General features: G+C 58.1%; 20 protein-coding genes. 15 read left to right on the forward strand and 5 right to left on the reverse strand.

What is annotated here, in order from left to right:
- Positions 1–5: 5 nt before the first annotated feature.
- The 4 genes from AP059_RS19820 (at position 6) to AP059_RS19835 (ending at position 4,768) form a co-directional block, all read left to right on the forward strand.
- On the forward strand, positions 6–1,352 hold the full coding sequence (locus AP059_RS19820; protein ID WP_059765594.1) for a M16 family metallopeptidase: 1,347 nt from the start codon (positions 6–8) through the stop codon (positions 1,350–1,352).
- Positions 1,345–2,802 carry a M16 family metallopeptidase gene (locus AP059_RS19825; protein WP_059765596.1) on the forward strand — a complete coding sequence of 486 codons (1,458 nt, stop codon included), beginning with the start codon at positions 1,345–1,347 and terminating at the stop codon, positions 2,800–2,802. Before AP059_RS19820 ends, AP059_RS19825 begins: the two co-directional genes overlap by 8 nt.
- A 92-nt stretch (positions 2,803–2,894) precedes the next feature.
- Complete coding sequence (locus tag AP059_RS19830; protein ID WP_256209963.1) at positions 2,895–3,926, forward strand: hydrolase; 1,032 nt, start codon at positions 2,895–2,897, stop codon at positions 3,924–3,926.
- Complete coding sequence (locus AP059_RS19835; RefSeq protein WP_177332422.1) at positions 3,926–4,768, forward strand: AraC family transcriptional regulator; 843 nt, start codon at positions 3,926–3,928, stop codon at positions 4,766–4,768. Before AP059_RS19830 ends, AP059_RS19835 begins: the two co-directional genes overlap by 1 nt.
- Positions 4,769–4,778: 10 nt before the next feature.
- On the opposite strand, the gene AP059_RS19840 is transcribed toward AP059_RS19835, so the two are convergent.
- Both AP059_RS19840 and AP059_RS19845 read right to left on the reverse strand, forming a co-directional pair.
- A complete protein-coding gene (locus AP059_RS19840) occupies positions 4,779–5,633 on the reverse strand; it encodes a sulfurtransferase (protein WP_059765602.1) in 855 nt (284 codons plus the stop codon).
- A gap of 30 nt (positions 5,634–5,663) precedes the next feature.
- The gene (locus tag AP059_RS19845; protein WP_059765604.1) at positions 5,664–6,332 is read right to left on the reverse strand and encodes a TetR/AcrR family transcriptional regulator; all 669 of its coding nucleotides are present in this window, start codon (positions 6,330–6,332) and stop codon (positions 5,664–5,666) included.
- A 165-nt stretch (positions 6,333–6,497) separates the two neighbouring features.
- Between AP059_RS19845 and AP059_RS19850 the strand changes: the two genes are divergently transcribed.
- From AP059_RS19850 to AP059_RS19870, 5 genes are all read left to right on the forward strand, one after another.
- Complete coding sequence (locus AP059_RS19850; protein WP_059765607.1) at positions 6,498–7,928, forward strand: coniferyl aldehyde dehydrogenase; 1,431 nt, start codon at positions 6,498–6,500, stop codon at positions 7,926–7,928.
- 12 nt (positions 7,929–7,940) lie between these two features.
- A complete protein-coding gene (locus tag AP059_RS19855; RefSeq protein ID WP_059765609.1) occupies positions 7,941–8,486 on the forward strand; it encodes a hypothetical protein in 546 nt (181 codons plus the stop codon).
- 90 nt (positions 8,487–8,576) lie between these two features.
- A complete protein-coding gene (locus AP059_RS19860) occupies positions 8,577–10,172 on the forward strand; it encodes a GMC family oxidoreductase (protein WP_059765611.1) in 1,596 nt (531 codons plus the stop codon).
- A 115-nt stretch (positions 10,173–10,287) separates the two neighbouring features.
- Positions 10,288–10,770 carry a pantetheine-phosphate adenylyltransferase gene (coaD, locus tag AP059_RS19865; RefSeq protein ID WP_019409197.1) on the forward strand — a complete coding sequence of 161 codons (483 nt, stop codon included), beginning with the start codon at positions 10,288–10,290 and terminating at the stop codon, positions 10,768–10,770.
- A 100-nt stretch (positions 10,771–10,870) separates the two neighbouring features.
- Positions 10,871–11,122, forward strand: a complete 252-nt coding sequence (locus tag AP059_RS19870) for a YfhL family 4Fe-4S dicluster ferredoxin (protein WP_048364018.1) — start codon at positions 10,871–10,873, stop codon at positions 11,120–11,122.
- Between the two features lie 189 nt (positions 11,123–11,311).
- On the opposite strand, the gene mutM is transcribed toward AP059_RS19870, so the two are convergent.
- Positions 11,312–12,124, reverse strand: coding sequence for a bifunctional DNA-formamidopyrimidine glycosylase/DNA-(apurinic or apyrimidinic site) lyase (gene mutM / locus AP059_RS19875; protein ID WP_048364017.1), 813 nt, complete (start codon positions 12,122–12,124; stop codon positions 11,312–11,314).
- 23 nt (positions 12,125–12,147) lie between these two features.
- Positions 12,148–12,960 carry an HDOD domain-containing protein gene (locus tag AP059_RS19880; protein WP_165599953.1) on the reverse strand — a complete coding sequence of 271 codons (813 nt, stop codon included), beginning with the start codon at positions 12,958–12,960 and terminating at the stop codon, positions 12,148–12,150.
- 201 nt (positions 12,961–13,161) lie between these two features.
- Between AP059_RS19880 and AP059_RS19885 the strand changes: the two genes are divergently transcribed.
- Positions 13,162–14,358, forward strand: coding sequence for a class I SAM-dependent rRNA methyltransferase (locus tag AP059_RS19885; RefSeq protein ID WP_048364015.1), 1,197 nt, complete (start codon positions 13,162–13,164; stop codon positions 14,356–14,358).
- 44 nt (positions 14,359–14,402) lie between these two features.
- Here the strand turns inward: AP059_RS19885 and AP059_RS19890 are convergent, their stop codons facing one another.
- Positions 14,403–16,094, reverse strand: a complete 1,692-nt coding sequence (locus tag AP059_RS19890; protein ID WP_059765616.1) for a DUF4153 domain-containing protein — start codon at positions 16,092–16,094, stop codon at positions 14,403–14,405.
- Between the two features lie 424 nt (positions 16,095–16,518).
- Here AP059_RS19890 and AP059_RS19895 point away from each other — a divergent pair, with 424 nt between their 5' ends.
- From AP059_RS19895 to AP059_RS19915, 5 genes are all read left to right on the forward strand, one after another.
- Positions 16,519–17,604 carry a SagB/ThcOx family dehydrogenase gene (locus AP059_RS19895; protein WP_059765618.1) on the forward strand — a complete coding sequence of 362 codons (1,086 nt, stop codon included), beginning with the start codon at positions 16,519–16,521 and terminating at the stop codon, positions 17,602–17,604.
- Complete coding sequence (locus tag AP059_RS19900) at positions 17,601–18,569, forward strand: diiron oxygenase (RefSeq protein WP_059765620.1); 969 nt, start codon at positions 17,601–17,603, stop codon at positions 18,567–18,569. Before AP059_RS19895 ends, AP059_RS19900 begins: the two co-directional genes overlap by 4 nt.
- Entirely contained in the window at positions 18,562–19,755 is a 1,194-nt protein-coding gene (locus AP059_RS19905) for an MFS transporter (protein ID WP_059765622.1), read from the forward strand. The genes AP059_RS19900 and AP059_RS19905 overlap by 8 nt, the downstream gene beginning before the upstream one ends.
- A gap of 236 nt (positions 19,756–19,991) precedes the next feature.
- Positions 19,992–21,839, forward strand: a complete 1,848-nt coding sequence (gene ilvD / locus AP059_RS19910) for a dihydroxy-acid dehydratase (protein WP_059765624.1) — start codon at positions 19,992–19,994, stop codon at positions 21,837–21,839.
- Positions 21,840–22,031: 192 nt separating this feature from the next.
- The gene (locus tag AP059_RS19915; RefSeq protein WP_059765627.1) at positions 22,032–23,423 is read left to right on the forward strand and encodes an L-cystine transporter; all 1,392 of its coding nucleotides are present in this window, start codon (positions 22,032–22,034) and stop codon (positions 23,421–23,423) included.
- Positions 23,424–23,523 lie beyond the last annotated feature (100 nt).

Genomic DNA, 23,523 nt, shown 5'->3' on the forward strand with positions numbered 1-23,523 from the left:
CCCTCATGAAACGTTCGATACTCGGTCGCTGGCTGATCACGCTGTGGCTACCAGCGACAGCCTTTGCTATCCCCGCGCCTTCCACCCAAGAGTTCATCCTGGATAACGGGCTAAAACTCATTGTTCACGAAGACCACCGTTCGGCCGTGGTGCATACGCATCTGTGGTATCGCGTCGGCTCAAACAACGAACCGCCGGGGCAGTCAGGCATATCGCACGCAGTGGAACATATGGTGTTCAACGGCAGCAGCAAACTCTGTTCGGGTGAGGGCGACCATATTCTCCAGACCCTGGGCGGCAGCGACAATGCAACCACGCGTAATGACACCACGCTGTACTTTCAAACCCTGGCCCCGCATGCGCTCGGCGTGAGCTTTGAAATACTGGCCGATCGAATGAGCACAGCCCACCTGTCCGCCGCGCAATGGTTGGGGGAGCGCGAAGTGATCAAAAACGAGCGCAGTGAGTCCGTTGACAACAGCCACGTGCAACGAGGGCTGGAAATGACACTGCGCATTGCCAGCCCTTCCAGCGCGGCAGGCAACCCGACCATCGGCTGGAAACACGACCTCGATCGACTGAACGTCGAGGAGCTGCAACATTGGTATCGCAGGTGGTACGCACCTAACAACGCCATTTTGGTCGTCACAGGCGGTATTGAGACAGAGCACGTCAAGGCACTGGCCGAGCGTTACTTCGGGGGTATTGCCCGGCGTGAGGTACCCGTGAACAAAATAGCGCTCGAAGTGGCGGCACCGGGCGAGCGCAAAATCACCCAATACTTTGCGCATCAACCGGCCATGTTGCACATGCTCTTCAACGTACCGAGCATGAGCACCCAAACAGACCCGCGGACTGCCCCGTCGCTGGAGCTGCTCAGGGAACTGCTCGCGGGAGGACGCAGCGCCTTGCTCAACGCTCAATTAGTGCATAACGAAGCGCTTCTGATTGCAGTCACAGCGGAATATAACGCCATCAGCCGCAGTGATGAATTGTTCAGCATCACCAGCTTTCCTGACCTTGAGAAGGCCAACTCCACAGACGCTGCCACCCAGCGTATCTGGGCCGTTATCGACTCACTGAAAAATGCGCCTCCCGCCCTCGAAGACCTTGAGCGAGCGCGCACGCAGCTTATTGCCCAACAAGTGTTTAAGCGCGACGAGCTACATGACCATGCACTTCACCTCGGCGAGCTGGAAATTGCCGACCTTTCATGGCGCACAGAACAAGCGCGTCTGGATGTCATGAAGTCCATTACCCCAGAGGACATACAGCGTACCGCGCAGCGCTTTTTGGTCCGTGATCGTTTAACCACCAGCGCTGTACTGCCTCTGGAGCGTGCTCATGAATAACCCAAACTTTATCGCACGCTGTAAAACCGCGTGCGTGCTAGCCCTGCTGTGCGTTGCCCAAGTCTGCGCGGCATACGCTAACGCCACACCTGCCGCGCCCAGCGCTCACCTGCAATCACTGCGCGAGCTGAAGGAGCCGTCGGTGGTGCACCGCTTGCCAGTCATCAAAGCCTGGAAGCTTGCGCAAGGCACTAAAGTGCTATTTGTCGAAAACCACAATTTGCCGATGATCGACCTGAAAATCAGCTTTGCAGCAGGCAGCTATCAAGATGGCGACACACCCGGGCTGGCAGCCATGATGCTGGCTCTCTTCAACGAAGGCTCCACGCTAAAAGACGCCACGGCCCTGGCCAGGGGGTTCGACAATCTGGGCGTGGTAATGGGCAACGGGATCAGCAAAGAGCAAAGCTTTTTCACGCTGCGCACCCTGAGTGCGCGCGAAATAGCAGACCCTGCAATGGCTTTATTCACCGAAATGCTCGCTCAACCCGGGCTGAGCGTTGACGCCATACGCCGGGTCAAATATGAACTCGGCTTACTGCTTAAAGCCGAACAGGAAACGTCGTACGCACGAGCACTGACACGCATTCACCACGCGCTGTACGCCGATCACCCCACGTTGCGCTCAGTGTATGGCTCACCCGCCAGCATCGAACCTATTGAGGCTGCGCACTTGCTCGCGTTCTACCGCCGCGCGTATACCGCTGCCAACGCGCAAATTACGATTGTCGGCGACCTTACGCCCGAACAAGCCCAAAGGATGAGCAAGGCTTTGGCCGATGCCTTGCCGGCAGGTCCCGCACTGCCTGCTCCGGCAGTACTGGTTGCATTGGCAAACACAGACAACACGTTGCATACCGAGGATGACAGCACAAACACCCTGATCATGATGGCGCAAGATGCAGTGCCCCATCAGCACCCCGACACAGTGGCTTTACGCATTGGTAATGTGGTGTTCAACCAGATCCTGAATGAGCATTTGCGTGAGCAGCACAGTGTCACCTACGGCGTTTCGTCCGATATTGCTCAGGTGCGGGGCTCAGCGCCGTGGGTCATTCATCTCAACACGCCGTCACGCTACAGCCTCGACACAATGGCCCACATCAAAACCCTGTTTGCCACTTTTTTGCGGGACGGGCCTACGGATGAAGAGTTGGACGACATCAAAAAATACTTGAACAAAGCTCTGCCACAGCTCACCTCGACCAACAAGGAGATGCGTAACGAACTGTCGATTATCAACCGGTTTAACCAGCCCTTGAGCTTCGAGTACAAAACCCGTGAAGTTCAAAAAATGACCCCCGAACAGATAAAAGCAGCCATGAATCGCCACTTCAAGGCGGACGGCTGGGTCAGCCTGACCTCAGGCCCCCGGGTTGAACAATTACCGCTGCCTGAGATAAGCACTCCCGAGGCGATTGCACAAAACGGCTGCACCTCCACCAATTGACCCGTTCAAGGCAAGCACACAACACTTGGGCACGGGTCTGCGTTGTGGCAACTTAAGCACACCCCTGTCCCCGCTACCCGATGAGAACCCAAGTGCGCGACATCGCTTCCCCTGTCATACCTGCTCAACCGTTTACCCCGGCTTCGGGCCTTGGAAATCCTCATGTCCAAACGCTGTGGGGACCGTTGTGGCGCACCAAACCGCTCATTGATCATCAGCGTGAGCGCCTGTGGCTGGACGACGGCGACTTTCTGGACCTGGATTGGCACGGCACCCCGTCAGCCTATGCGCCGCTGGTGTTGCTGCTGCATGGCCTGACCGGCTCTTCGGCTTCGCACTACATCGTGGGCCAGCAGCGCGCATTGGCGGCGCAAGGCTGGGTCAGCGTCGCCCTGAACTGGCGCGGCTGTTCCGGCGAGCCCAACTTACTGGCCCGCAGTTACCACTCCGGCGCCAGTGAAGACCTGGCCGCCGCGGTGGCTCACCTGCGGGCCAGATACCCACTGGCACCGCTGTATGCCGTGGGCTATTCGCTGGGGGGCAACGTGTTGCTCAAGTACCTGGGCGAAACGGGGGCGGCCAGTGAGCTGCAAGGCGCCGTGGCGGTGTCGGTGCCCTTTCGCCTCGACCAGTGCGCCGACCGCATTGGCCTGGGGTTTTCCAGGGTGTATCAGGCTCACTTCATGCGTGAGATGGTGGCGTACGTCAAAAACAAGCAGCGCCAGTTTGAGCACGATGCCAAACAGGAAGGGCTGGCCACACTGGCCGAACTGGGCACGCTCAAATCCTTGGGCAAAATGCGCACGTTCTGGGAGTTCGACGACCGCGTCACGGCCCCGCTCAACGGATATTTGAATGTCGACGATTACTACCGTCGCGCCTCCAGTCGCTATTTTCTGGGGGCTATTCAAACGCCGACACTGATTATCCAGTCCCAAGACGATCCGTTTGTCTTCACACACAGTATTCCCGAGGCCTGCGAGCTGGCGCCCGACACTGAGCTGGAGCTGCACGCCAAAGGCGGGCATGTCGGTTTCATCGAAGGCTCGCTGAGGACGCCCCAGTACTATCTTGAGCGGCGCATTCCACAATGGCTGGCTTCCCTGCACTGCGGTTCGGCGTGATGGACAGCGAGCAGGGTGAGTCCATCCGGTTTTGGCAAACGCCCCCCTTGGCGGGCGTCGAGTTGCTCACCGCTCGCTACATCGAACACCGCTTTGTGCCGCATGTGCATGATGGCTTTGTGATCGGCATGATCATGGCGGGCGCCCAGCGTTATCGCTATCGCGGTGCAGAGCATCTGGCGGCCACGGGCACGCTGGTGTTGATCAACCCCGACGAGGTGCATAACGGTCACAAGGGGCATGACGCAGGCTGGCGTTATCGCGCTTTCTACCCGGATAACGCGCAAATGCACCGCTTGCTGGCCGAACTGGAACTGCCCGGCGCACACCTGCCCCTGTTCAATGACACCTTGCTGCAAGACCCTGAACTGTTCAGCGGGTTGTGCCAGTTACATCAATTGCTCGAAGGCCCGGAATCAGCGCTGCAACAACAAACGGTGTGGCGCCAGATGATGTTTGCCTTGCTGCATCGCCACGCTCGATTACCCACGCCCGCCAAACCCGGTGTCGAACACCGCGCGGTGAATCAAGCCAAAGAGTTGTTGCAGACGCGTTTGGCACAGCCGCCGTCGCTGGAAGAACTGGCTGCGGCGGTCAATCTGTCGCCGTTTCACTTTGCGCGCGTGTTTCAACGGGCCACCGGCATGCCGCCGCACACTTGGCTGATGCAACAACGCATCGCCCATGCCAGAGCGTTGTTGCAACAAGGGTGTTTACCCGTGCAGGTCGCCGCCCAGTTGGGTTTTGCCGATCAAAGCCACTTGAGCCGGCAATTCAAGAAGGTCTATGGCGTTGGCCCGGGGGCCTATCGCTCAGCGCGTAACAACGCTCATTTGACGTAGCGATCGCAGCTTAATCGCCCGTAGCAACGCCTCGTTGCGCATCGTTGATCCATTCGCTCCACGACCCCGCGTACAGCTTGCCCAGTGGATAACCCGCCAACGCCAGCGCGAACAGGTTATGGCACGCCGTTACCCCGGAACCGCAATATGCCACCAGTGCATCTGACGAACGCCCCGCCAGTTTTTCAGCAAAGCGTTGTTTAAGTTGCTCAGCCGGTAGAAAACGCCCCGTGCTGTCGAGGTTTTCGCCAAACGCTGCACACTGCGCGCCCGGAATATGCCCTGCAACAGGGTCTATCGGCTCAACGTCACCGCGAAAACGCGGCAGCGCGCGCGCATCGATCAAGGTCAATTGCGGATCACCCCGGCGCGTTTGCAGCTGCTCGGCACTCAGTACCAAGTGTTTATCCGGCGCACCCTCGAAGGTGCCGCGCGGCGTCGTCACGGCATCCAGGCTCAACGAGAAACCGGCCGCATGCCACGCTTTCAAACCGCCATCGAGCATAAACACACCGTCGCGCTTGCCCAGCCAGGCAAGCAACCACCATGCGCGTGCGGCAAACGCACCTGGTCCGTCGTCATACACCACCACGTCGCTGTCTGCATTGACGCCCCACGCCTGCAAGCGCTCAACCAATGCCCGCGCATCGGGCAACGGATGACGGCCCGTCACACCTTTGACCACCGGGCCGCTCAGGTCCCGTTCCAGATCTGCATACTGCGCGCCTTCGATATGCCCTTCGCCATAGCTGCAACGGCCATAGTCGGGGTCTTCCAGGGCAAAGCGGCAGTCCAGAATAATCAGGCCGGGTTGCGCCTGACGTTCTTTCAGGGCGTGAGGGCTGATCAGTTGCGCAACGGGCATAGTGAACTCCTGTGAAGGGGTGAAACGCAGTTAGTGATCGTCTAGCGCAAAGTCCAGCGGCACATAATATTCCTGAATCAACTCATCAATGGCATCACGCGCCTGATCGGTCACAAAACCGGCTTCAAGGACCAGCAGTTGATAAACACCCCGTTTGATCGCTTGCTCACTGAGCTGATCACTCGTCTCACGGGTGGTGCACAAAAAACCGATCCACGACGTAAGAATGATCCAGGCATTGAGGGTCACCGATTCGATTTGCAGTGGCGTCATGTTGAGAATGCCAGCGTCGACAAACCCTGAATAAATCGCCTGCGCCTGCTTCAAGCATTGCTGTGAAAAATGCCGATATCGGGTGGCCAGCTCGCTGTCGCTGTGCAGCAAGTGCTCGATATCGCGGTACAGAAAGCGGTAACGCCACATGGCATCGAGCAATTGCTGCAAATAAAAATGTTTATCCGCAACGGTGGGTAAACGCCCTTCGGGAAGGCGCAGAAAACTCAGCACCAGCGCTTCATACTCGTTGAACAACACCGAGATGATCGCCTGCTTGTTGGGGAAGTGGTAATACAGATTGCCCGGAGATATCTCCATATGGGCGGCAATGTGGTTGGTGCTGACAGCGCGCTCGCCCAGCTGGTTAAACAACGCCAGGCTGTTGTTGACTATGCGCTGGCTGGTTTTTATTCGCGTGGCCATAGGCTTGGGCTTTAATTTGAGAACGGACGGCATCTTACGGCCTAACCTCAGTTCGATAAACATCGCGGCGGGCAGGCCCCCTGATTGACAACTTAGAGCATAGGCTCTAGAAACGTCCTTGCTCTCTTAAAAATTACACCTATAAAAATCAGCTCGGAGCGACCCATGTCTGTCGACAGTGCCTACCCCAAAGACGCCTCAGACTTACTGAGTGATCTGCATCTTCTGCTCGACAAACAACGGCAGGCTTACGCTGCGCATCCTTACCCACCCCTTGAGCAACGTCAGCAATGGCTAAAAAGCCTGCGCCAGCTGTTAAGTGATGAGCGTGAAGTCTTAATCGACGCCATCAGCCAGGACTTTAGCCATCGCAGCGCCGATGAGACCTTATTTGCCGAACTGATGCCCAGCCTGCATGGCATCGACTACACCCTCAAACACCTTAAACGCTGGATGAAACCCTCTGCCCGCAGCGTAGACGTCATGTTTCAACCTGCCAGCGCCCACGTCATGTATCAGCCCTTGGGGGTGATCGGCATCATCGTGCCGTGGAACTACCCGCTTTATCTGGCAATAGGCCCGTTGATCGGTGCGTTGGCGGCCGGCAATCGGGTGATGCTCAAACTCAGCGAGTTCACCCCGGCCACCGGGCGCCTGCTCAAAGATTTACTGGGGCGCATCTTTCCTGAAGACTGTGTGGCGGTGGTCTTGGGCGAAGCCGATGTCGCCGTTGCGTTCTCCGGGCTGGCGTTTGATCACTTGCTGTTCACCGGCTCCACCCAGGTCGGCAAGTTGGTCATGCGTGCCGCCGCTGAACACCTCACCCCCGTGACGCTGGAGCTGGGCGGTAAATCTGCGGCCATCGTGTCGGCCGATGTACCGCTCAAAGACGCAGCACAGCGCATTGCCTGGGGCAAAAGCCTGAACGCCGGGCAGACTTGCATCGCCCCGGACTACGTATTGGTGCCAGAAAACCGCGTTCAAGGATTTGTCGACGCTTACCGCCAGGTGATGCACAGCTTCTACCCGACGCTGATCGATAACCCGGACTACACCGCCATCATCAACGAGCGCCAACTGGCCCGGCTTGAACACCTCAAAACAGACGCCGTGGCCAAAGGCGCCCGCCTGATCCCTCTTTATGAACAGGGTCAGGGCCGACGCATGGCCCACTGCCTGGTACTGGATGTCAACGACGACATGCAGGTGATGCAGGAGGAAATTTTTGGTCCCTTGCTGCCCGTCGTGGCATACCGCGACTTGGAGCAGGCGCTGGCCTACATCACTGAGAGGCCGCGACCGCTAGCGCTCTACTATTTTGGTTACAACAAAGTTGAGCAACAGCGTGTGCTGCAAAACTCCCACTCAGGTGGTGTATGCATCAATGAAACCTTGCTGCATGTGGCCGTTGACGACCTGCCGTTTGGTGGTGTCGGGCCTTCCGGTATGGGCCGTTACCACGGCCATGAAGGGTTTCTGACCTTCAGCCATGCCAAGAGCGTATTGGCCAAGCAGCGAGTGAACAGCTCACTGGCCATTTATCCGCCTTATGGGCGAAAGCTGGGGCGTTTGGTTCAGAAGCTGTTCATTCGTTAACGAGGCCCGACCATGCCCGAACCCCGTGTTGAAAACGCGCTGCTCTCTCGTCGTGGCGCCCTTAAAGTGGGGCTGTGTGCCAGCGCGCTACTGGCGACAGCCGGGTTGGGCGCCAGCCTCACAGGCTGCTCGGCCCGTGACAACGCCCGCGGCTTTGCGGTACTGCGCAGCAGCGATCTGGCTTTTTTGCGCACGCTGATTCCGGTGATGCTGGCCGCCAGCACTGCCGCGCCGCTCATGCCCAGCGCTGCCGATGCTACGTTGCACACGCTGGACGACAACCTCAACCGCCTGTCACCCGCCTTGTTCACTCTCACCCGGCAATTATTCGACGTCGTGGCCATGCCCATTACGCGCGGCCCGTTGACTGGCGTCTGGGGCCGCTGGGAAACCGCCAGCCCTGAGCAGGTTCGCCACTTTCTTGAGCGCTGGCAAAACAGCAGCCTGAGCCTGCTGCGCATGGGTCACGCCTCCTTGGTGCAACTGGTGATGATGAGTTGGTACGAGCGGCCAGAGTCCTGGGCCCATTGCGGGTATCCGGGACCGCCCACAGTCTGAATGCCCCCATAAAAACACGTTCGCGCCTACCGGTTTTCAGTGAGCAGACGACCTGCCACTCATAAAAATAAAAAGACAAGGAACACCTTAATGCCCGTACCGGATCTCTTTCGCGAAGGCTTGGCCCGAGGCTGGAAAACCTACAACGGCTCACAACTGGACAGCGACCTGACGCTGCACGCTGATGTGGCCATCATCGGCAGCGGCGCGGGAGGCGGCACCACGGCTGAAATCCTCAGCGCGGCGGGTTTCAAAGTGTTGATCATCGAAGAAGGCCCGCTCAAAACCAGCAGCGACTTCAAAATGCTCGAAGGCGAGGCGTACACCAGCCTGTATCAGGAAGGCGTAGGCCGCATGACCCAGGACGGCGCCATCAGCATCCTGCAAGGTCGGGCCGTGGGTGGTACAACGCTGGTCAACTGGACGTCCAGCTTTCGCACTCCCGCGCAAACCCTTGAACACTGGGCTCGCGAACATCACGTGGTCGGCCACAGCAGCGAACAAATGGCACCGTGGTTCGAGCAGATGGAACAGCGTTTAGGCGTAGCGCCGTGGCTGATACCCCCGAATGCCAACAATCAAGTCATCCGCACCGGCTGCGAAAAGCTCGGCTATAGCTGGCATGTAATCGCGCGAAACGTTCGCGGTTGCTGGAACCTGGGCTATTGCGGCATGGGCTGCCCGACCAACGCCAAGCAATCCATGCTGGTGACCACTATCCCTGCGACCCTCGAAAAAGGCGGCGAGCTGCTGTATCTGGCCCGCGCCCAGCGCTTGATAATCAAGGGCGATCAGGTCACCGGCCTTGAGTGCCAAGGCATGGACCCGCGTTGCGTGACACCCACTGGCCGCACCATCACTGTCAAGGCGCGGCATTACGTGATCGCGGGCGGAGGCATCAACACCCCCGGTTTACTCATGCGCTCAGATGCTCCAGACCCGCATAAAACACTGGGCAAACGCACCTTCCTGCATGTGGTCAACTTCTCTGCGGCAACCTTTCCCACGGCTATTAATGCGTTTGAAGGCGCACCGCAGTCGATTTACTCCGATCATTTTCAGTGGAAAGACGGCACCACCGGCTCAATGGGCTACAAACTCGAAGTACCGCCGATCCACCCCGCACTGGCTGCCACGTTATTCGCCCGCTACGGCGAGAGCAGCGCCGAACACATGGCCCAACTGCCCAATACGCACATGATGTTGGCGCTGATGCGCGACGGTTTTCATCCAGACAGTCGCGGCGGCAACGTCCAATTGCGCAATGACAGCACCCCGGTGCTCGATTACAGCCTCACGCCGTATGTCTGGGAGGGGTTGAAACGCGCTTACCACAGCATGGCCGAGATTCAGTTTGCGGCGGGTGCCAGCGCCGTCATGCCGCTGCACAGCGATGCGCGCTACGTGAACAACTTGAGTGAAACGCGTGAACTGATAGACAGTTTGAGCCTGGAGTTGTATCGGACACGTCTGGCCAGTGCCCACGTCATGGGTGGTTGCGCTATGGGAGAAAATCCCCACATGGCGGTCACCGACAGCCTTGGGCGTCATCATCAATTGCGCAACGTATCGGTCCACGACGGCTCGCTATTCCCCAGCAGCATTGGCGCAAACCCACAATTATCGGTGTATGGGCTCACTGCAAAACTGGCGACTCAGCTAAGCAAGCGTCTTGAAAATCCGTGAAAAAGGACGAATTCGGCGGCGTCTATAGTGCTTTCTTCTGCGAATGGCGACTTGGCCGACCGGGAATGCTGCGATACCATCCGACTCCCCAACGGATTCCCGCCAGGACGACGCGATGAACCGAGTGTTGTACCCAGGTACATTCGACCCTATTACCAAGGGCCATGGCGACCTGGTTGAACGCGCCTCGCGCTTGTTCGACCACGTCATCATTGCTGTTGCGGCCAGCACCAAGAAAAACCCGTTGTTCCCTCTGGAACAGCGTGTTGAGCTGGCACGTGAAGTCACCAAACACCTGCCCAATGTCGAAGTGGTGGGGTTTTCGACCCTGCTTGCGCACTTTGCCAAAGAGCAGAACGCCAATGTGTTTCTGCGTGGCCTGCGTGCGGTGTCTGACTTCGAATACGAATTCCAGCTGGCGAACATGAATCGCCAACTGGCACCAGACGTCGAGAGCCTGTTTCTCACGCCGTCAGAGCGCTATTCGTTTATATCGTCGACATTGGTCCGTGAAATTGCGGCATTGGGCGGCGATATCAGCAAATTCGTGCACCCGGTGGTCGCGGACGCATTGACCGAACGCTTTCGCAAGAAATGACCGCTGAAGCGGCGCCCGCGTGCACTGCGGGCGCCAATGCGGCACAATTGCCCGCATTCGATTTCAGTTGCCCGGGCCGACCGCCCCGGCAGGAGTACCCATGTCCCTGATCATCACCGACGATTGCATCAATTGCGACGTCTGCGAACCCGAGTGTCCGAACGCCGCCATTTCCCAGGGCGAAGAGATCTACGTCATTGATCCGAACCTGTGCACCCAGTGCGTCGGCCATTACGACGAGCCGCAATGCCAGCAAGTGTGCCCGGTCGACTGCATCCCGCTGGACGAAGCCCACCCGGAAACCGAAGCCCAATTGATGGAAAAATACCGGGCGATAACCGGCAAAGCGTAAGTCGGTATCGTCGGCAGCCGTTGCCGAAGGAACGAGGCTACGCCAGAGCCGCGTGCTACTTCGCCAACGTCCTTGCGACATGAGACTTGCGGCTTGCCCGATGCAGAGCAAACCTGATCTCACAACGGGTTCGCTGCCAGACGCAGCGTCGGGCTGCTTGTCAGCGGCTAGGGTTTTTCGTGATTGCGTCTACGACTGGCAGCGCGGGCAAAATACGCTGGAGCGCTGGCCCAGTTTGACCTCGCGTAACTCGCTGCCGCATACCTTGCACTGCTCGTAGGCCCGGCCGTACACAAACAGTTCTTGCTGAAAATAACCGGGCTGACCATCGCCACCGATAAAGTCGCGCAAGGTAGTGCCTCCGCGCTCAATGGCGGCGGCCAAAATCCGTTTGATTTCAATCGCCAGCTTCAAATAGCGGGCCCGCGAGATGCTTTTGGCTTCTCGGCGCGGGTCTATGCCGGCGGCAAACAGCGCTTCGGTGGCGTAGATATTGCCCACACCCACCACCACCGCGTTGTCCATGATGAACGGCTTGACCGCCATGGAACGTTTGCGCGACAGCTGAAACAGCCGGTCGCCATCAAACAGGTCGGTCAGTGGCTCCGGCCCCAATTTGATCAGCAGTTCGTGATTAAGCGCATCGTGGGTCCACAGCATCGCGCCAAACCGGCGCGGGTCGGTGTAGCGCAAGGCCAGCCCGGACTCCAGTTCGATATCCACATGCTCATGCTTGGCCGCCAGCGACCCGGCCTCAACCAGACGCAAATTGCCCGACATGCCCAAATGGCTGATCAGCGTACCCACTTCGGCGTTGATCAATAAATACTTGGCGCGCCGCTCGACCAATACGATTTTCTGCCCCGACAAACGTACATCCAGGTCTTCGGGGATGGGCCAACGCAGCCGCCGTTCACGCACAATTACCCGGCTGACCCGTTGCCCTTCCAGGTGAGGAGCGATACCGCGACGGGTGGTTTCAACTTCAGGTAATTCAGGCATGCAAGGCTCCTGCGGGGAAAAACCTAGTGAGCACCCAGCTCGCGGATGCTCTCTTTGAGGTTTTCAAAGTCGTATTCGGACAAACCGATGTAATCGAGCACCAAGTGGCTGATGCTGTTCCACTCGTGGTCTTCGCGCTGATTACCCAACACCTTGTGCGAGGCGCAAATGTGCTCAGCCATCTTGAGGATCGCCAGCAGGTTTTTCAGTTGGCTGTTGCGCGACGAGTCATCGCTGAAAATCGCCAGCGCATTGTGGTGATTGGCAATGGCGTGGGTCAGGTGTTCCGGCAAGCGCCAGGACTTGGCCGTGTAATAACCGACCACCGCGTGGTTGGTGTTGAAATGGCGGTTTTCGGTGTCAACCACACGGCTGGCCGGGCCGGCATTGGCGTAGGCTTGCTCCAGCACGGTCATGTAGTCAGGGAAGCGCTTGAGCATCAGCGGGATGCCGCAATCGTGAAACAACCCCAGCGCGTAGGCTTCATCGACTGCCTGAGAGCCGGTGCGCTTGGCCAGCGTCATGCTGGTCATGGCCACGTCCTGCGCGGTGTCCCAAAAACGGTTGAGGGTCACGATGGTTTCATCGCACATCTCGCCCTTGATCGACTGCGCGTTGATCAGGTTGATCACGGTACGGCTGCCCAGCAACGTGACAGCACGTTGAATCGAGGCAATTTTGTTGCTCAGACCGTAATGCGGCGAGTTGACGATCTTCATCAAGGCGCCCGATAAACCGGGGTCTTGGGCAATCAGACGGGCGATCACTTCCAGGTCCGGATCGGGCATGTACTGCTCCATCTGCAAATCCACCATGATTTGCGGTTGAGGCGGCACACTGATGCCTTGCAGCGTTTGGCTGATCTGTTCGGATGAAAGCTCTGGGGGCATGACGACACACTCTGGAATAGCCCGCGATTCTAACGGAATTTTCGGCAGGGTTGGGCACGTAATCCGACGCAATGCGGTGAATCAACCAAGCCCCACGCTTGCGTCTAAGGCTATAATCGCGCCCTTTTCAATACCCGGAGCGACGTCATGTCCCTGCCAAGCCTGCGCCTTAAAGCCAATGCCGATCGACGCCTGCGCGCCGGCCACTTGTGGGTCTACAGCAACGAAATCGATGTAGCCACCACTCCGTTGCACGGCTTTAAGGCTGGCGACCAAGCGGTGCTGGAGACTGCTGGCGGCAAATCGCTGGGCATCGTTGCCATGAGCCCTAACAACCTGATCTGCGCGCGCCTGCTGTCGCGCGACGTGAAAGTGCCCTTAGACAAATCGTTTTTGGTTCACCGCCTCAACGTGGCCTTGTCCTTGCGTGATCGCCTGTTCGACAAGCCTTACTACCGTCTGGTGTTCGGCGATTCCGATCTGCTGCCAGGCCTGGTGGTGGATCGTTTCGGCGACATCCTGGTGGTGCAACTGGCCTCTGCAACCATGGAAATGCACAAAGCTGACGTGATTGCAGCCTTGGTCCAAGTGGTCAAGCCAAGCGGCATTCTGTTCAAGAACGACTCGGCTGCCCGTGATGCCGAAGGCCTTGAGCGTTACGTCGAAACCGTCTTCGGCCTGGTGCCGGAGTGGGTCGCGCTGGAAGAAAACGGCGTCAAGTTCGAAGCACCGGTCATTGCCGGCCAGAAAACCGGCTGGTTCTACGACCACCGCATGAACCGTGCCCGCCTGGCACCGTACGCCAAGGGCAAACGTGTCCTGGACTTGTACAGCTACATCGGCGGCTGGGGCATTCAAGCAGCGGCCTTTGGCGCCAGCGAAGTGATGTGTGTTGACGCGTCCTCGTTCGCACTGGACGGTGTTGAGCGTAACGCGGCACTGAACGGTTTTGCCGAGCGTGTGACCTGCATGGAAGGCGACGTGTTTGAAGCGCTTAAAGAGCTCAAAGCCAACGAAGAACGTTTCGACGTGATCGTGGCCGACCCTCCGGCGTTCATCAAACGCAAAAAAGACCTGAAAAACGGCGAAGGCGCGTATCGCCGCCTCAACGAGCAAGCCATGCGCCTGCTCACCAAAGACGGCATCCTGTTCAGCGCATCGTGCTCCATGCACCTGCCCGAAGACGACCTGCAAAACATCTTGCTGACCAGCGCCCGCCACCTGGACCGCAACATCCAGTTGCTGGAACGCGGCAGCCAAGGCCCGGATCACCCGGTACACCCGGCGATCCCAGAAACTCGCTACATCAAAAGCATCACCTGCCGCTTGCTGCCCAACAGCTAAGCAGTAGGGTCAACCCGTAGCCGCCAGCGGCTACGGGTTGCGCTTCATGGCTGGGGTTCGCGGTCCAGTTTGGGGTTCAACTCAACCTCGCCAATCTGCAATGACTGGTAGCGCGGCTTCACCACCTTCACCTTCCCTGCCCGAATCTGATCAATCAGTTGAAGTGGGCTTTCGCCACCTTCATAGGTGCCCGCACGCTTCCATTCGCCTTGCGCATCGCGCGTAAAAAAGTACAGCCCGTCAGACCAACCTTGCTTGGGCAATTGCAGTACTTCCACCTGCCCGTCGTTGTCCAGATCCACGGCCCACAGTGCGCAACCCGGCGCCCAGCACGGCTGCCCGCCTACGCCCGGCAGATCAAATTGCTCACTGCCTTCAACCTTGGGGCCGATCCATTCCAGCACCCGCGCATTCGGCGCTCGAACACCACCGCCGGTGTCTGCATCCTTCAGACGTTTGAGCAGCACTTGGCGCTCAGGCTCCGTCAATACCTGCCCTTGCTCCACTTGCGCCAGCAACGCGTCATAGGCCTGTTTGCCGGGAAGTCCCAAGCGATAGCGCAAGGCATCGGCATCAAAGGTTTCGACCGATGACTGGCCACTCAAGACCCGGTTTATCTGGTTTTTGGCGCTGAACTGCAACGGGCTGAACCACGGGGTGTGAATCGCCAGCAACACCACCACGCTCAGCAGTGCAATTACCGGGTTGCTGACCCGCAAGCGCCACAACCACTGACGCTGCGGCACCACGGCGGCCCAAGCGGCGGCCACGCTGTGCACCAGCATCACGACCACCAGCAGCATCGCCAGTAAACGGGTTGGCGTCAGGCCGTACTGCTCAATTCTTAACCAGCTCGAATACCCGGCCAGCACCACCAGTACTGGCAGGCACAACAGGCACAGGTCGACCATGCGCAGCAGCCACTTCGGATAGCCGCTTTCGTGCTCGCCGTCTTGCACCACACCGTTGAGCAAAAACAGATTGACCGCCACCAGGCACAACATGATCGGCGTCGAATACCCCGTGTCCCAGATCGGGCCTAACCCGGTAAAGGCCAGGGCGAAGGTGAACACGAGGGCAATCAATGCCCCCAGAGGCAGCAAGAAGCGGCATAGCGTGAGCAGAATGCCGCGCAACAGGCCAATGACCCGATCGTTGTCGCGGCCCATCTTCACGCCCAGTGCAAACACTACGGCTGAACTGATGTAGATGAACCCGTCCGTGGAGAACAGTTGGTTAAGCGCCACAATCCCGAGCATCTTGAACAGGCTGCCCCACAGCAGAATCAAGGCCCAGAACACGCCGTTAAGCAGCAACCCCAGCAACACGATGAACACCGTGTCCCACGCGTGACGGAACAAGTCTTCGTAACGCGGACAGCGCCCTTCGCGGGTTGGCCAGCTTAAGATGAAGGCCGTACAAATGTAGGCAATCACCACGGCAAAACACGTCCAGCTGCCGGTCAGCCAACTGCTGGAGCGCCACTGCTCCCCGCCGTCCCAAAACACCCAGGCGCTGATGGCCGACATCACCACCGTCAACGCCACTACCAGCCACAGGGTGCCGCGCTGACGCAGGGCATCGCCCAGTAGCAGCGCATTGGTGCCCCCCACCAAAACCGCCGTGACCAGCGCAAACTTGATGCCATGTTCGCTGATACCGCTGGCCAACCAGAGCAGCAGTCCCTGCACCAGGCCAATGCCCAGGCAAGCCTTGATAGAGCGTGTAATGACCATTGTTCAAAATCCCTGTTGTTAAAACACACCGATACTCTAAGCGCTAAGTTGCAGATCGCCTATACGGCCATTTTTGTAAGGGTGCCGGGGGCGCCCCTACAGTCATCATACTTAGCAAGATTATTCCTACGCAAAGGCGGGCAATAACTTACACAATTCGACGTTGTCATTTTTTATTGAGGAGCTAGTTTTATCAAAGTCACTTTAAGAATGGCACAGCATGAAGTGGCTGAACTTAATATCTGAAGTGTCCTATCCCAATGTAAGGAGCATCAAGATGAAAGCAATCACTCTGGAAGCTAATAAAATCGCCAACCTGGCTTGTCTCGCTGTGATTCAGCGCTAAAGTCACACGGACGATAATGGAACCGGGGAATGTCGGCACCCCGGTTTCATTACCCTCTCACTCCAGAGTTGTTCATCCATGCATATAAATCCTTACTTGTTTATATTGGCCCGATCACCCCACCACATCGTCTGGAACTTCTTTAATCACACACAATACGAACTCGACGCTGATTACAGTGAACGCTTGACCCAACTTATTTCTTGCCCTGAACTGTTCAGTAAACACAATCCGATTGACCAGGCCTTTCTGACAGCCTCGATCATCACTCACGAACATATCCCCAGCCCTGAATGGGGGTGGGACGACTTGTCGAAGATTTTTCATATCGGCACGAAAAACCTGCCACAAGAGCACGTCCCCAAAGATGCCAATGAATGGGCCACACAGTACCTTGCCCACTGTTCGCAAGTGCTGAGTACTCCCGCGCCGCCCCCTCATCGGATTGACCCTCATAACGGGCATATGGTCGCCCTGCCCGCGTGTGCCCCTGCCAAGGTCTTGAAAGGCTCTTTGGCCACTGCCCTGCTCAGCCGAAAGACCTCTCGCTTATTCACCGGGCAAAGCCTGTCCCTCAGCCAGCTCAGTACTTTGCTTTACCTTTCACTGGGGTATCTCAACGAGCGCAAGGGCGATACCAATCTGTCCATCCCGCGTGGCATGGAAGCACGCCGCAGCAGCCCTTCAGGGGGTGGACTCAATGCCTGCGAAGGCTACGTTTATGTGCGCAATGTGAAGGGGATCAAACCCGGCGTTTATGCCTACTCAAGCGAACTGCATGCCCTGAGCCTGATCAATACGCTGCCCGAGGAACCGCTGGGGCAGCTGCTATGTGGGCAACACTTCATCAACCCGTTACCCGTAGGCCTGTTCATCACCTCGCGCTTCGACAAACTGTGGTGGAAATACGAACACTCACGAGCCTATCGAATGGCCTACGTTGAAGTCGGGCATATTTCTCAAACCTTTCAGCTCGTAGCGACACAACTGGGCCTCGATACCTGGCTGACCGGCGCCTTAACCGATGATCGTGTTGAAGCACTGCTGGGTCTGAAAGACAGCCCGGAGCAACCCCTGTTCTTTGTCGGCTGTGGCCAGGGCGATGGTCAGGTTCAGTGCCCGGAGCTGATGGCACTGATCAAGCACCAGGAAGTAGCCTCGTGAGAGAACATTGCCCCCCCGAGCCTTTTGCCCTGTACCCACCCTGTACCCTGCCAGACTGGGATACCAAAGCCAGCGTACGCACGAATCGCTCACCCTACACATTGCCTGCCGACCTGGAGCACCAACTGGGCGAACGCCACTGGTTCGTACCCGACTTCATGCCCTATCTCGACCACCCTGACATCGTATTGGCCGGGCCTTCTGTGGTGCGACGCCTTGAAGCCAATCAACTGGTGTACTTTCTCGACTACACCACGGTCCTGGAACACAAACTGGTTAACCGCGCGGTCGAAACACTGATCCATGACGAACTGGGTGTACCTGTGCCTTGCGCTGTGAAAACTGCCGCTTTGCAGCTGTATACAGACGAGGGTTATCACGCGCTGTTTTCCAATCAAATCGCCGAACAGGTGGCCGAGTTATATGGCATCGACAACCGCTCACGCCCGGCCAGTCGCATCCGCCGCCTGCTGGAGCGGATACAGGCATGCAGCCCGACTGACGAGGCGATGGTTTGGTTTTTGATCGGTTTTGTATCCGAAACCATCATTGCCAAAGAGTTATTGAGCGCGGTCCGCCTGCCCCTTGTTTCTACCGTGTTGCACATGTTCAAGAGCCACCTGGCCGACGAAGCCCGACACAGCCGCTATTTTTGCGACGTGTTCAGCCATCTGTGGCCATTGTTTGATGACTGCCAGCGCACCCTCGCCGCCACGCAGCTGCTCGCCATCCTCGAGATCTTTTTCGAGAGCGACACTCACTGGCTAAAAGAAAGCCTGGCCAGTGTCGACCTGCACCCCGACACCCTCGAATACATCACCACACGCTTGCAGCAACCGCACGCACATCAACAGCGTGTACGTTCTGGCGCCAAAGTCACCCTGCAGGCGTTATTCAACGCCGGTTTTTTCAACATCGCGCATAACCGGCACCTTTTTCAAAACGCGGGTTATATCGATGCCTGAAGCCCCGGACAACCGACGCGGCATGGCCATTTTCTTGTTGCTGAGCATGGTGGTGCTGGGGGTATTCCCGCTGGATGTGGTGTTGCCCTCATTCCCGGCACTGGCTGAGTACTATCAACGCACACCCAGCGATATCGCGCTATCCGTCAGCCTTTTCGCCATTGGCATTTCCATATCGCAACTGCTGATTGGACCCCTTTCTGACAAATTAGGACGCAAGTCCCTGTTGCTGACTGGCATGGCCATGTCGATTGTCGGAGCAGCGGGCTGCGTGCTCTCTACGCACTACCTGGGATTTTTACTGTTCAGGTGTGTGCAGGCAGTCGGGTGTGGATGTTTTGTGTTGTCTCAAGCCTTGGTTCAAGACCTGTTCACCGGTAAAAAACGGGACTCGTTGCGAATCCTGATGGTCACCGCCAGCGGGCTGGCGATTTCACTGTCGCCGCTGGCTGGGACCCTGTTGCAGGAAACATTTGACTGGCCCGGGAGCTTTTGGCTGTTTATTGCACTGGCCTCAGGGGTATGGATCATTGCCTGGCACCAGCTAACCGAGCACGCTGCCCCTGCACAGCCCTCCCACAGCCTGCTGGGAGCCTACGCCATTGTTTGCCGCAGCCCGATGTTCATCAGCTACTGGCTGATTGCAGCCCTTGCCTTTGCCTGTCACTTCTCATTCATCGTCGTTTCGCCATTGCTGTTTCTTGAGCAACTGCAACTGACCAGCTACCGATACTCGCTGATTTTGCTGCTGTATGGTGCAGCCTATGTGAGCGGCGGGTTGATGGCTCACCTGCTGGCCCGGCGCATCAGTGCAAACAGCCAGATCATCGTAGGCCTGCTGTTAATCCTTGTGGCGGGGGTACTCATGTTGCTCCTGTACCAGCTCATGGGCTTAAGCGTGCCAAGTGTGTTGCTGCCCATGATCGTCTGCACTGCAGGCATCACCATTGCCCGGCCCATTGCCACTTCGCGGGCGATGGACGTGTTCCCTGAGTGGGCAGGCACTGCATCGTCCGTCGGCAGCGCGCTCATATTCATTTTCGCAGGCACGGTCAGCGCCTTGGTCAATCTGATCCCCGGCAGCCTGCAAATCACGCTGGCAACGGGCTTTGTGTCAATGAGCCTGATTGCATTGGGCTTGATCGCATGCATTTGCCAGCACCAGCGTATACAACCTGTTGCCTGAGTCTTTTACGATTCAGCCCCATACTTTGGCCCATTCCCTCCGCACGCCAGCCGTGTAGAATCGACGCATTCATCGCCAATCATCCCCGGCGGGTTTATGAGCTCAGGCCCAGGCACGCGGCGATCCCGCAGCGCTCACGGCAGCTTTCGGACACGTAGTCATTTTCTGTGTGGTCCCTCAGTCATTAGAAGCTCACTTCCCTGTTTGTTACCTGATTAGCCGCCCGGAGTTGTTCCATGCCTGACTATCGTTCAAAAACCTCCACCCACGGCCGCAATATGGCCGGTGCCCGCGCTTTGTGGCGCGCCACGGGGATGAAAGATGCCGACTTCAAGAAGCCGATCATCGCCATTGCCAACTCCTTTACCCAGTTCGTACCCGGCCACGTCCACCTCAAAGACATGGGTCAACTGGTTGCCCGCGAGATCGAACGCGCTGGCGGCGTTGCCAAAGAATTCAACACCATCGCCGTCGACGACGGCATCGCCATGGGCCACGACGGCATGCTGTACTCGCTGCCGAGCCGCGAGATCATTGCCGACTCCGTTGAGTACATGGTCAACGCGCACTGCGCCGACGCCATCGTGTGTATTTCCAACTGCGACAAAATCACCCCCGGCATGCTGATGGCTTCGTTACGCCTCAACATCCCGGTGATTTTCGTCTCGGGCGGGCCAATGGAAGCGGGCAAAACCAAGCTCGCCAGCCACGGCCTCGACCTGGTAGACGCCATGGTCATCGCCGCCGACTCCAGCGCTTCTGACGAGAAGGTTGCCGAGTACGAGCGCAGCGCATGCCCCACCTGCGGTTCGTGCTCCGGCATGTTCACCGCCAACTCGATGAACTGCCTGACCGAAGCCCTGGGCCTCGCCTTGCCGGGCAATGGCTCGGCACTGGCCACCCACAGCGACCGCGAGCAATTGTTCCTGCAAGCGGGGCGCACCATTGTCGACCTGTGCCGTCAGTACTACGTCGAAAACGACGAGTCGGTACTGCCGCGTAACATCGCCAACTTCAAGGCGTTCGAAAACGCCATGACGCTGGACATCGCCATGGGCGGCTCGACCAACACCATCCTGCACTTGCTGGCCGCCGCCCAGGAGGCCGAGATCGATTTCGACCTCAAAGACATCGACCGCCTGTCGCGCCATGTGCCGCAGCTGTGCAAAGTGGCGCCAAACATCCAGAAGTACCACATGGAAGACGTGCACCGCGCAGGCGGCATTTTCTCCATTCTCGGCTCGCTGGCCCGTGGTGGCTTGTTGCACACCGACCTGGCGACCGTACACAGCAAGACAATGGCCGAAGGCATTGCCAAGTGGGACATCACCCAGACTGACGACGAAGCCGTCCACACCTTCTTCCGCGCAGGCCCGGCCGGTATCCCGACACAAACCGCGTTTAGCCAGTCAACCCGTTGGGACACGCTGGACGACGACCGTGAAAACGGCTGCATCCGCAGTGTCGAACATGCGTATTCGCAAGAGGGCGGCCTGGCCGTGCTCTACGGCAACATCGCGCTGGACGGCTGTGTGGTGAAAACCGCTGGCGTTGACGAGTCGATTCACGTGTTTGAAGGCAATGCCAAAATCTTCGAAAGCCAGGACAGCGCCGTGCGCGGCATTTTGGCAGACGAGGTAAAAGCCGGCGATATCGTGATCATTCGTTACGAAGGCCCTAAAGGCGGCCCCGGCATGCAAGAGATGCTCTACCCCACTTCGTACCTCAAATCCAAAGGGCTGGGCAAAGCCTGCGCACTGCTGACCGATGGCCGCTTCTCGGGCGGTACTTCGGGCCTGTCCATTGGCCACGCTTCGCCAGAAGCGGCCGCCGGTGGCGCGATTGGTTTGGTACAGGACGGCGACAAAGTGCTGATCGACATTCCCAACCGCTCGATCAACCTGTTGATCAGCGATGAAGAAATGGCCACTCGTCGTGCCGCGCAAGACAAAAAGGGCTGGAAGCCGGTGGAAGTACGCCCGCGCAAAGTCACGACAGCATTGAAGGCGTATGCCTTGCTGGCCACCAGTGCCGACAAAGGCGCGGTGCGTGACAAAGCCTTGCTGGACAAGCTGGTGCCATAAGCCAGGCGGCTCCATTCAAAAATCCCGGCCGCGTGCCGGGATTTTTGTATCGCGCAGGGGGACGAGGCTTATACCCAAAACATAGGTAGTCATTCCAGAACGGTATATTTCTAGCTATATCAACCTGTTAGCATTTCCGGTTCGAAATTGTTACAACCCAAGACTGGTACAAGTCGCCCCCCCGGAGCTTTCATGAATTACCCGCTGATCCTCAATCTGCTGGTGTTCCTCGCGTTGCTGTTCGGCTTGTCGCTGACCCGCCACACCGCGTGGAGCCTGGCGAAAAAAGTCCTGCTGGCGCTGGTTGTCGGTGTGATGTTTGGTCTTGGTTTGCACCTGATCTACGGTGCAGAAAGCCCAACCCTGAAAACCTCTATCGGCTGGTTCGATCTGGTCGGCAGCGGCTATGTGCAACTGCTGCAAATGATCGTGATTCCGCTGGTCTTTGCTTCGATCCTCAGCGCGGTCGCGCGCCTGCACAACGCATCGTCGTTGGGCAAGATCAGCTTTCTGACCATCGGCACCCTGCTGTTCACCACCATGATTGCAGCGCTGGTCGGCATCGGCCTGACCAACCTGTTCGGCCTCACGGCTGACGGCCTGGTGGCGGGCGCAGCTGAAATGAGCCGCCTGCAAATCATCCAGAGCGATTACGCCGGTAAAGTGGCCGACCTGAATGTGCCGCAGTTGCTGCTGTCGTTCATCCCGCAAAACCCGTTTGCTGACTTGGCCCGTGCCAAGCCGACGTCGATCATCAGCGTGGTGATCTTTGCCGCGTTCCTGGGGGTTGCTGCGCTGCAACTGTTCAAGGACGAGCCTGAAAAAGGCAGCAAAGTGCTTAACGCCATCGACACCCTGCAAGCCTGGGTGATGCGTCTGGTGCGTCTGGTGATGAAGCTCACCCCGTACGGCGTGCTGGCCTTGATGACCAAAGTGGTCGCCATGTCCAACCTGCAAGACATCATCAAACTCGGCAGCTTTGTGGTGGTGTCCTACATCGGCCTGGCGCTGATGTTCGTGATTCACGGCGTGATTGTGTCGTTTTCCGGGGTTAACCCGCTGCGTTTCTTCCGCAAAGTATGGCCAGTGCTGACGTTCGCGTTTACCAGCCGTTCGAGCGCCGCCAGCATCCCGTTGAGCATTGAAGCGCAAACCCGTCGCCTGGGGATTCCGTCGTCCATCGCCAGCTTCGCGGCCTCGTTTGGCGCGACCATCGGGCAAAACGGCTGTGCCGGTCTGTACCCGGCGATGCTGGCGGTGATGGTTGCCCCCACCGTGGGTATCAACCCGCTGGACCCGCTGTGGATTGCCACGCTGGTAGCGATTGTGACCCTGAGTTCGGCCGGTGTGGCAGGCGTGGGCGGTGGTGCAACCTTCGCCGCGCTGATCGTCTTGCCAGCGATGGGCTTGCCGGTGTCGCTGGTGGCGTTGCTGATCTCGGTCGAGCCGCTGATCGACATGGGCCGCACGGCCTTGAACGTGAGTGGCGCAATGGTTGCCGGTACGGTAACCAGCCAGATCATGAATGAAACGGATAAAGCCATTTTGGCTGAAGACGATCATGGTGAGCTGGCGCACGCGTAAATTCGCGTAACCCCGTTGGAACTGCCGCAGGCTGCGAGCTTCAAGAGCAAAAGATCGCAGCCTTCGGCAACGCATACGCAACTGCGCGTAAAGCGTTTAC

The sequence above is a fragment of the Pseudomonas sp. TAA207 genome, from assembly GCF_001529285.1.
Lineage (GTDB): Bacteria > Pseudomonadota > Gammaproteobacteria > Pseudomonadales > Pseudomonadaceae > Aquipseudomonas > Aquipseudomonas weihenstephanensis.